This is a genomic window from Daejeonella sp., assembly GCF_044342615.1.
Taxonomy (GTDB): Bacteria; Bacteroidota; Bacteroidia; order Sphingobacteriales; family Sphingobacteriaceae; genus Daejeonella.
Genome location: NZ_JBIIPN010000091.1, coordinates 1 through 10,995, shown reverse-complemented (window position 1 = coordinate 10,995; position 10,995 = coordinate 1). Strand labels below are relative to the sequence as shown.

Below are 10,995 nucleotides of genomic sequence, written 5' to 3'. Positions count from 1 at the left end.
TAAGTTATAATTTCGATATAAGACCGATTTTATCAGATAAATGCTTTGCTTGCCATGGTCCTGATCCAAATAAAAGGGAAGCTGGACTTCGTTTAGATATTGAAGAAGACGCATTCAAAGCGCTTAAAGAAAGTCCTGGAAGTCATGCTCTTGTTGCTGGTAAGCCTGATTTGTCGGAAGCTTTTTTAAGAATAACCACCAAAGACACGGCTTTAGTGATGCCGCCATTAAATTCTAATTTGAAATTAAATTCGCATGAAATCAAATTAATTGAAAAATGGATTAAGCAAGGTGCTAAATATGAAACTCATTGGTCATTTGTTAAACCTAAAAAAGCTAAACTTCCTAAGGTAAGCGACTCGCAATGGACAAAAAATGAAATTGATTATTTCGTTTTAAATAAAATGGAGCAAAAGGGTCTTGAGCCTAACCAAATCGCCGGAAAAGAACATTTATTGAAACGCCTAAGCCTAGATCTAACTGGTTTACCACCAAGCATCGACATGATGAATAAATTCTTGGCTGATAACAGTCCCAAGGCCTACGAAAAAGTGATTGATCAATTATTGAAAAGTCCTGCTTATGGTGAAAAAATGGCCTTACAATGGCTTGATGTAGCTCGTTATGCAGATTCTCATGGTTATCAAGATGACAGTTATCGCTCTGCTTGGCCTTGGCGAGATTGGGTTATTCATTCCTTCAATAAAAATTTACCTTATGATCAATTTATAACCATGCAAATAGCGGGAGATCTTATTCCCAATGCAACAAAAGAACAAATTCTAGCTACAGGTTTTAATCGGAATCATAAAATTACTGAGGAGGGTGGTGTTGTTGATGAAGAATATCGGGTACAATACGTTATTGACCGTACAAACACATTCTCTAAGGCTCTAATTGGTGTTACGATGGAATGTGCGCAATGCCACGACCATAAATATGATCCATTTTCTCAAAAGGAATATTTCCAACTTTATGCATTTTTTAATAATGTTAAGGAAGTTGGATTAGAGTCGGATGTTGGTGGACCAGAAACCTATGCTAAAAATCCTTTGATAGAAATCAGTAATGAGGAAGTTAAAAGTATTCTTAAGTTCATTAACAAGCAGGATACGAATAAATTGATCGTATCTGTAATGGCAGATAGAGACACCCTTAGAAAAACATATACCTTAAAACGTGGAGCCTATGATGCGCCTGATAAAGAGGTTTTTCCAGGTACCCCCAATTCTATTTTAGCTTTTGATAAAAATCTTCCTAAAAATAGATTGGGATTGTCCAAGTGGCTATTTGATAAAAGAAATCCCTTAACTGCTAGAGTTTTTGTAAACCAACTTTGGCAAGAAATTTTTGGGCGTGGTCTCGTAAAAACTGCGGGTGATATGGGTATGCAAGGTGAATTACCTTCACACCCCGAATTACTCGATTGGCTAGCAGTTGATTTCATGGAAAATGGCTGGGACATTAAACAACTATTAAAGAAAATGGTAAGTTCTGCCACCTATCAACAATCGGCAGTAATATCAAAATCAAAATTAGAGGCAGATCCAGAAAATATTTATTTGTCGAGAGCACCTCGATACCGTATTAAAGCTGAATTTGTTCGTGATTTAGTTTTATCTAGTAGCGGACTTCTTGTTAAAACTATTGGCGGACCAAGCGTAAAACCTTATCAGCCCAATGGATTGTGGGAGAACGCAACTTCGGGTCGTGGAATTTTAAGAACGTATAAACAAGACCACGGAACTGATTTATATCGAAGAGGCATGTACACTTTCATAAAACGTACTGTTCCACCTCCTGTTATGGGTATTTTTGATGCTAGCAATAGAGATCAATGCGAGGTTGGTCGTTTAAAAACGAATACGCCATTGCAGGCTTTAATCATGATGAACGATCCAACAGTGCTTGAGGCTTCTCGTGTTTTGGCCACAAATTTGGATGCAGAAAAAAATCAAGTGAAAGACAAAGTTATTAAAGCCTTTAGATTGATTGTTTGCCGTAAGCCAACTGAAAAAGAGATTATTTTGTTGAGTAGCTATTATAATGATCAATTAATTGCTTTTAAAAAGGAGCAAAGCAGAGCAGATAAACTCCTCGCTGTAGGAGAGTACCCAATACCAGCAAAAATGAATAAAACGAGTGTTGCTGCCATGATGCAAGTAATTACAGCACTTTATAATTTGGAAGAGACTATAACTAAATCCTGATGGAAAAAGATTTTTTAGAACATGGTTTAAATTTTAATAGACGTCGTTTTCTTTCACGCCTTAGCTTAGGTTTGGGTAGTGCAGCTTTAGGTTCATTACTTGTTCCAGATCTTTTTAGTGGAACATCCTCTGATTCAGGTTTTGAAGCTGGTATCCCACATTTTGCACCAAAGGCAAAACGAGTAATCTATCTTTTTCAAAATGGTGCACCGTCACAATTAGAACTTTTCGATTATAAGCCCAAATTAAGGGAAATGATGGGTCAGGATCTTCCTTCATCTATTAGAGGTAACCAAAGGCTAACTGGTATGACAGCAAATCAATCAGCCTTTCCAATGGTAGGTTCATTTGCTGATTTTAAACAATATGGGGAGTCTAGAAATTGGATTAGCGACTTACTGCCATATACAGCCAAGGTAGTTGATGATATCTGTGTGATTCGCTCCATGCATACCGAGGCCATAAACCATGATCCTGCACTTACTTTTTTCCAAACTGGTGCACAACAAGGTAATCGTCCTAGTATGGGTTCCTGGTTAAGTTATGGTCTAGGTAGTGAAAACAAAAACCTTCCTTCATTTACGGTTTTACTTTCAAAAGGAAAGCAAGGTAATAATCAGGGTGTTTATTCAAAGTTATGGTCGAGTGGTTTTCTTGATTCTATTCATCAGGGAGTGCAATTTAGTAGTGGGGATGACCCAGTATTATATTTGAGAGATCCTGATGGTATGAATAAATATGAGCGACGGAAGTTCTTAGATCAATTATCTCAACTTAATCAAATATCCTATGAAGAATTTGGAGATCCTGAAATAAGTACCAAAATTCAGCAGTATGAGATGGCCTATAGGATGCAAACGGCAGTCCCAGAAATCATGGATCTTTCGAAAGAACCTGATGACATCATTAAGCTTTATGGATCTGATTCAATGACACCAGGAACATTTGCTGCAAACTGTTTATTAGCCCGTAAACTTTCTGAAAATGGTGTTCGTTTTGTTCAATTATACCATCAAGGTTGGGATCATCATGGAAATCTACCTTCAGATATCGCCTCTCAAGCTAAGGAGGTTGATCAGGCTTCTGCGGCTTTAATTACTGATTTGAAGCAAAGGGGACTTTTAGATGAAACGCTAGTCATTTGGGGTGGTGAATTTGGTAGAACAAACTATAGTCAAGGTTCATGGACTGCCGAAAATTATGGTCGTGATCACCATCCACGCTGTTTTAGTATTTGGATGGCTGGTGGAGGTATAAAACCAGGTATTTCTTATGGTGAGACCGATGAATTTGGATATAATATTATTAAAGACCCTGTGCATGTGCATGATTTTCAGGCAACTATATTAAATCAACTCGGATTAAATCATGAAAAGTTGATATTTAAACATTTAGGTAGAAGATACCGTCTTACTGACGTATCCGGAAAAGTAATCAACGATATTTTAGCATAATCATTTAAAAATCATTTTATGGATAGAAGAAAATTCATTCAAAATACCAGTGCTGTAACGGCTAGTTTTTTTATTGCAAAAGATTTATTTGCAATTGATAAAGGTCCGGTTTATGGCCATAATAATATGAGATATACCCTTGATACAAAATGGGGGACTTTAGATTCATCGAAATTTCCAGTGAATGATTGCCATGAAATGGTTCAGGATAAAAGTGGTCGATTAATTTTATTGACTAATGAGACTAAAAATAACATACTTATTTATAACACTTCAGGTAAACTTATGGATGCTTGGGGTCATGATTTTCCTGGTGGGCATGGATTGACACTTTCTGATGAAAATGGAACGGAATTTTTATATATCACAGATACTGATAAACATCAGGTGTATAAAACTACAATGGATGGAAAAATCGTTCTTATAATTGATGTCCCTCTTGAAGCTGGAATCTATAAAAATGCCAAAGAGTTTGTTCCAACCGAAGTAGCAGTACATTCTAATGGTGATTTTTTCATTGCTGATGGTTATGGTGCTCAATACATCTTGCATTATGATAATGCGGGTAAGCTGAAAGGATATTTTGGAGGTAGGGGACAAGGGGATGAAAAATTAGACAATGCACATGGAATTGTTGTTGATACTAGAAATAAAAAGCCTAGTCTTTTAGTAACCGATCGTACCCGTAATTGCTTCAAACGGTTTTCTATGGACGGAAAGCTTCAAGAAATTATCAATCTTCCAGGGGCTTGTGTATGTCGTCCAGTCATTAAAAATGATCATTTATACGCTGCAGTATTGCGTTCACCAAATTTGGATAAAGAGGGTTCTGGTTTTGCGACTATTCTTGATAAGAATAATAAAGTGGTATCAAATCTTGGAGGCACTGAACCTATTTATAAGGATGGAAAACTCCAGCCTATGTCCCAAGCAGAAAAGATTTTATTCCATCCACATGATGTTTGTGTTGATAATGATGAGAATATTTATGTAGCACAGTGGGCATCTGGAAAAGTTTATCCTTACAAATTCAAAAGAGTTTAATCTTTGTTCAATTCATTTTAAATGAGAATCAAACTTCCTGCGTTTGTACTGAGTCTGATATTTGGTTTTAATACCTTAATCATTTTTATTACAATTTTTGAGTCCCAATTACAGATACCACAATGGTTACAAGTGCTAGGTAGAATGCATCCAATACTTTTGCATTTCCCAATTGTACTTCTACTTTTGGCATCATTACTTGAGTTTTTTAGATTTCAATCAGAGAACAAAAAAACACTTTTTTATCAATTACTAAGTTCCTACGTATTTGTTGCAGGAATACTTTCTACGGGAATAACAGTTTTGATGGGCTTGATTTTATCCATTGAAGAAGGTTATGAGGGAGAAACCTTAGATTATCATAAGTGGTTTGCATTAGGTACACTTTTATTAGCATCCATTCTCTTTAAATTAAGAGATTTTAAGTGGTATTCAGTTATTCATGCCAGAATTGGATCAATAATTTTAATACTTAGCTTAATTATAGCAGGCCACTTTGGTGCTTTGCTTACACATGGTGACAATTTTGTTCTTGAACCAATCACAAAGCCTGAACTTGTCCCGCTTGAACAAGCAAAAGTTTATGATCATGTTATTCAACCCATTTTTCAAGAAAAATGTATCAGTTGCCATAATGATCAAAAATTAAAAGGCAACTTAAAGCTTACGGATGAAATGTCAATCCTAAGGGGAGGTAAAACAGGAAAACTTTTAGTTGCTGGCTTTCCAAATTTAAGTTTACTGTTACAGCGCGTACACTTGCCAGAAAGCGATAAGAAGCACATGCCTCCTTCTGGTAAACCACAATTAACAGAAGAAGAGTCTAAAATTCTTTATTTGTGGATTAAAGATCAGGCATCTTTCAGTAAAAAAGTAATTGATTTAAAGCCAAGCGACTCCCTAAGAATGCTGGCAGCCTCGAGGTTCAAACCTACTGAAATTAGAGAAGAACAATTCGATTTAAATCATGCCGATGAAAAAACTATTCAGAAATTAAATACTTTTTATAGAGTGGTAAGTCCCATTTCTCAAGGTTCTGCTGCCTTAAATGTGAGCTTCTTTGGTAAATCAGGTTATAATGCTAAATCATTAGACGAGTTATCGGTAATTGAGGAGCAAATTGTGGGACTAAGTTTGAGCAAAATGCCTGTTAAAGATGCCGACTTGAAGAAAATTGCCAAATTCAAAGCTTTAAGAAAACTAGATTTGAATTTCACTGATATATCTGGAAGTAGTTTAATTGACTTAATGAAATTACCTTCATTGAAAACATTGTCACTTTCTGGAACCTCAGTAAATTTCAAACAGGTTCAACCATTATTAGCTTTGAAGAATCTTGAGGAATTAATAATCTGGAACACAAAGCTTTCTGAGATTGAATTAAACCAATTAAAAAGGTCAACAAAGAAAGTAAAGATCATTTCAGGATTTAAAGATGATGGAACAACACTTGTAAAATTATCTCCTCCAGTTTTAAAAAATAAGTCTCGTGTTTTCATCGGTCAAGGCTCCGTTGAACTTACACATCCAAGAAAGGGTGTAATCATAAAATATACATTAGATGGTACAGAGCCAGATAGCTTAAACTCTATGGTTTTTAAGAATACCTTAAAGATCAATAATAATTCAATTGTTAAATCGAAAGCTTTCAAGAATGGATGGCTCAGCAGTGATGTTATTACTTATGGATTTTTAAAAACTGCCTTAAAACCGGAGGTAATAAAATTGGTCAATAGTCCGAATGAATATCATAAAGCTGCTGGTGCTAACTCGCTGATAGATGGTCAGTTAGGTGATTTTGACTCAAATAATAATAATTGGTTAGGCTTTAAAGAAAACAATTTGGAAATACTTTTCGAATTTAATTCCCTTCGAAAAATAGAAAATATAGCCTTAAATACACTTATTTCAACTAATGGAGCATATTTTCCGCCTTCAAGCATTCAAGTATATGGTGCAACACAGAATGGTAAATGGGATTTATTAACCACTATAAATTCTGTTATGCCAAACAAGGATAGTAAGCAAGAGATTAAGACTCTCTATGCAAGCTTTAAGCCTCAAAGTTTAAAGTATGTCAAAATAATAGCAAAACCTGTTAGAAAGCTTCCTATATGGCACCCATCAAAAGGACAGCCTGCTTTATTGCTTGTGGACGAATTGTTAATAAATTAGAATTTCACTAAATGGTTTTAATTTAAAAAACCATTTAGTGATTATATCTATAATCAAATCTTACATTGATTATCATCAAGATTATTTTTTGTTTCTCAATCTATTTTTGGGTTTAAACTAATAAAAGATGAAAAATAAAATTATTCTCATGTTTCTACTTACGATAGGAGCATCAGGTCTGCTGCATGCACAAGATCAAGAAAAAGTACAAACTCAGGACAGAATCCGTCTGGAAGACCATTATAGATATTACGATGGGCAATTGTTCCAATATCGAAACGGAATACAAACACGTGTGATGGAGCAGCAAAGGTTAAATAATGGAACTGTTATCAATCCAGATGGTTCGTATCAATTACAAAATCAAGAAAGGTATCAATTACGACAAGGAGAATGTTTAGATAATAATGGTTTTTTATATAGAAATCATAATAAGTTTAATAAGAATAAGAGTATAACAAATAAGAAAATAGTTCAAAGACGAGCTAGGGAGGTGTCAAGAAATAAAATTCCTAGATCTGGTACAAAAACGGCTCCCAGAAGAGGAAGAAATTAAAAGGAATAATGAATTATCTAGAAAATGAAAAACCCTCTCTAAAACTAGAGAGGGTTTTTTTGTTCGGTCGGGGTGGCAGGATTCGAACCTACGACCTCCTGGTCCCAAACCAGGCGCGATACCGGGCTACGCTACACCCCGAACATTTAACATTGAGTGCCGAAGCGTTTCAATTGTTAAGGGACTGCAAATATAGGCTTTTCAATATATGTGGCAAATATATTTGAAAATATTTTTCAGAAGAATTGTTTAATCAATAGTAATGGTACCTAAAGTGCTGAATGCTAGTGGAGTTCATTTGAATTCAGGGCAAATATAGATTCTACTTCTAGTTATATGTCGATTTCAAATTGAATTTTTAGTGTATATTTTAGATATATTATAATTGCTTAGATTAAATTTTAGCTTTTCCGACTTTTAGAAATTGAGTTTTTGTGTGCAGATTGGGAAATTGATATCTAAATTTCTACACTTTTTATTTCTTCCATAAAAAAAGCCCTTAACGTTTCGTTAAAGGCTTATATTATAAAATAGTTGCGGAGAGAGAGGGATTCGAACCCTCGGTACCGTTACCAGTACGACAGTTTAGCAAACTGTTCCTTTCGGCCACTCAGGCATCTCTCCTTAAAAACAACTCTTTCGAGGACTGCAAATATAGCAAATCAGTCTGCCTAGCAAAAAATATTTTTAAATGATTATGAAATTTATTAAAAAAATGAATTAACAGCTTGATAATCTGATATATTCATTCTAATTAAACTAAAAAATTAAATTACATCAAGTTCATAATCGATACGAACATGATAAATTCCCATCAACATCGTCTTAAAAATGAGCTTAATTGTATCAATATCTTTCAAAGTGATATTACTATTTGTCAATTGACCCTGATCTAATTTATAGTCAATAATTCGTTCCACTAAATCACTGATGCTTATTGCATCGGGATCCTTGAGACTTCTAGAAGCGGCTTCTACCGAATCAGCAAGCATTAATACTGCTGTTTCCTTTGAAAAAGGAATAGGGCCGGGGTATCTAAAAATATTCTCATCGACAAACTTTTCAGGAAAATTTTTTAGAAAAGATTGATAAAAATAATCGACACGTGTATTTCCATGATGTGTACGTATAAAATCGATCAACATCTCAGGAATATTATTTTTCCTCGCTATTTCAACACCTTTATTTACATGCTGAATGATAATCTGAGCACTTTGTTCATAAGATATAGAATCATGTGGGTTATTACCTCTATTTTGATTTTCTATAAAAAAATGAGGATTTACTGTTTTACCAATATCATGGTATAGGGCACCTGCTCGTACAAGCAATGTATTACCGCCAATTTTAAAGATAGCAGCCTCTGCAAGGTTTGCAACCTGTAAAGAGTGTTGGAAGGTTCCTGGGGCTTTAAATGCCAAATCACGTAATAGTTTTGAGTTGGTATTGGTTAATTCCATTAAAGTAACATCCGAAGTAATGCCAAACATTCGCTCAAATGCATAAATTAAAGGATAGGCCAAAAGAGATAACAAAACACTAAACACGAATGGTAAAAAATTTAACCACTCAATATCGCTAAATGAACCATCTCTAATTAATGAAATGCCTAAAAAGGCAATGAAATAATTCAATAATATTAATAATGCGGAAATAAGAAATTGCTCACGCTTAATCAGATTCTTAATGCTATAAATTGCTACCATACCTGCTGATATCTGTAAGAAAGCAAATTCAAAGCTATTTGGGACGAAAAATCCTGCTATTAAGACCACCAAAAGATGAATATTTAAAGCCAGACGCGTGTCAAATAAAATTCTAATGATGATTGGAACTATACAAAAAGGAATGTAGTACACACTCGGCACTTTTATACGAATAGCCCAAGATAATGTAACCAACATCCCAGTAATAACAAGAAGAATAAGTGCTAATTGCCTATTATCTACATAAATGTCTCTTCTAAATAAATACACGAAAATCAATAATAGCGTAATAATTAAACCAGACAATAAAAACTGACCTAAAAGTATAAGTTGACTATTTCCACCTACTTTGGCATCTTCTTCATAAGCTGTTCTTAAGGATTCTAGTTTTTGATAAATACTTGAATTGACCATAGTGCCATTTGCTACAATCAATTCGCCTTTTTGAACCATCCCTCGGGTTAATGATAGGCTGCTTAACGAATTTTCTTCTAGTTTCTCAGTCAGCTCGGCATCATATAAATAATTGGGACTTAAATGACTTGAAACCAATTGTGTTAACCATTCTTTATTTTCAATTTCTCCATTTCTAGAAATCTTTTCTTTTATAATTCCTTGTGCATTTGATATATAGAGTGCATCAGTGGTATTTAGTTGTGATGCAAGGTTGTTTTGTAATAGACTGAAATTATAATTATCACCGTATCGTTGGTATTTCTTTACGGGACTCATGAGGCCTCTTTTGTAAATATCTTTTAAAATAGAACTCCCAAATAAGTAATAGTTTTCTTTGTTTTTTTCAGCTATTCCGCTACTTCTCCATTTATTCTCAAATTCAGAATTGAAGCCATCTAATTCATTATCAATAACTTGATCGTCTCTTAGATAAATAGGAAGTACGGTTTTTAATATATCATCTCGATCTTTTTCAATTTCATCAGAAGTTTTTTGAATAGAGAAACTGTAAGGAGAGTATAGATCTTTTTGCATCCAAACTTTACCTTTTTCGTACTCAAATCTGAATCGAGCTTGTTTAGGTAAGGAAAGGGTGACGAAAATGACGCAAAATAACATCATTACATATTTCAAGTGTTTGCCATACTTGCGATATAAGATGAGGTGTAATTGCTTGTTGAGTTTTGCCAATGTCTTATTATTTTATCAAAAATACTAATTTCTATGAGATTGATATGCAACAATCTGTGATGATGGATGCCTGATTTACAAGTAGATGCATGAAAATTGAAGAAAAATTATAAAATATCTGCATAAATTGTTCTTATTAGTTTGAGTTTTTGTGATGTTTTTATACTTTTGTCGCAGAATGCGCCCATAGCTCAGCTGGATAGAGCAACGGTTTTCTAAACCGTAGGTCTTAGGTTCGAATCCTAATGGGCGTACTAATTAAAAAGCTTCTTGCATTGTAAGAAGCTTTTTTCATTTCAAGCCTTTTTTCATTTTTTTATTAGGTTTTAATGTTAAATCTACAGAATCAAAAATGCTACAGTGAAATCGCCAATCCTAAATTAAAGTCAGTAGAGAAGGAACAAGGAATGGATAATGTAGTTTTTTTATATTCTTTAGCTTAGCTAAATTAAATTATATCCCTATTCAGCAACTTTTCGGTGTAGTCCCACAAATTGGATTATGATTTATTTTTTATGTAGAAATGTAAATGTGATACCTAAAGTGATACCCTTTTTATTTTTCCATAAAAAAAGCCCTTATCAATTGATAAGGGCTTTATGTATTTGGCGGAGAGTTAGGGATTCGAACCCCAGGAACCTTTAACAGTTCAACAGTTTTCAAGACTGCCGCAATCGACCACTCTGCCAACTCTCCGCTGCAAA

6 protein-coding genes and 4 tRNA genes are annotated in these 10,995 nt (G+C 34.3%); 6 read left to right on the top strand and 4 right to left on the bottom strand.

The window, feature by feature from the left end:
- The 5 genes from ACIQ0D_RS08795 to ACIQ0D_RS08775 all read left to right on the top strand — a co-directional run.
- Positions 1 to 2,210 (top strand): PSD1 and planctomycete cytochrome C domain-containing protein (locus tag ACIQ0D_RS08795; protein WP_395804757.1); only part of this gene is annotated, 2,210 nt, incomplete at its 5' end.
- Positions 2,210 to 3,664: a DUF1501 domain-containing protein gene (locus ACIQ0D_RS08790; RefSeq protein WP_395804755.1), complete on the top strand. Its 1,455-nt coding sequence runs from the start codon at positions 2,210 to 2,212 to the stop codon at positions 3,662 to 3,664. The genes ACIQ0D_RS08795 and ACIQ0D_RS08790, both read left to right, overlap by 1 nt.
- 18 nt (positions 3,665 to 3,682) lie before the next feature.
- Positions 3,683 to 4,708 (top strand): hypothetical protein, encoded by a 1,026-nt coding sequence (locus tag ACIQ0D_RS08785; RefSeq protein ID WP_395804753.1) that lies wholly within the window; start codon positions 3,683 to 3,685, stop codon positions 4,706 to 4,708.
- 186 nt (positions 4,709 to 4,894) lie between these two features.
- Entirely contained in the window at positions 4,895 to 6,883 is a 1,989-nt protein-coding gene (locus ACIQ0D_RS08780; protein ID WP_395804751.1) for a c-type cytochrome domain-containing protein, read from the top strand.
- A 127-nt stretch (positions 6,884 to 7,010) separates the two neighbouring features.
- Positions 7,011 to 7,439 carry a DUF6799 domain-containing protein gene (locus tag ACIQ0D_RS08775; RefSeq protein WP_395804749.1) on the top strand — a complete coding sequence of 143 codons (429 nt, stop codon included), beginning with the start codon at positions 7,011 to 7,013 and terminating at the stop codon, positions 7,437 to 7,439.
- 67 nt (positions 7,440 to 7,506) lie between these two features.
- Here ACIQ0D_RS08775 and ACIQ0D_RS08770 read toward each other — a convergent pair.
- The 3 genes from ACIQ0D_RS08770 to ACIQ0D_RS08760 all read right to left on the bottom strand — a co-directional run bounded on the left by ACIQ0D_RS08770 (position 7,507) and on the right by ACIQ0D_RS08760 (position 10,291).
- A tRNA-Pro gene (locus ACIQ0D_RS08770) sits at positions 7,507 to 7,580 on the bottom strand.
- A 396-nt stretch (positions 7,581 to 7,976) separates the two neighbouring features.
- Positions 7,977 to 8,063, bottom strand: a tRNA-Ser gene (locus ACIQ0D_RS08765).
- Positions 8,064 to 8,206: 143 nt separating this feature from the next.
- The gene (locus ACIQ0D_RS08760) at positions 8,207 to 10,291 is read right to left on the bottom strand and encodes an HD family phosphohydrolase (protein WP_395804748.1); all 2,085 of its coding nucleotides are present in this window, start codon (positions 10,289 to 10,291) and stop codon (positions 8,207 to 8,209) included.
- Positions 10,292 to 10,471: 180 nt separating this feature from the next.
- Here ACIQ0D_RS08760 and ACIQ0D_RS08755 point away from each other — a divergent pair.
- Positions 10,472 to 10,545: transfer RNA gene (locus ACIQ0D_RS08755), tRNA-Arg, on the top strand.
- A 352-nt stretch (positions 10,546 to 10,897) separates the two neighbouring features.
- On the opposite strand, the gene ACIQ0D_RS08750 is transcribed toward ACIQ0D_RS08755, so the two are convergent.
- A tRNA-Ser gene (locus ACIQ0D_RS08750) sits at positions 10,898 to 10,987 on the bottom strand.
- Positions 10,988 to 10,995: the final 8 nt, after the last annotated feature.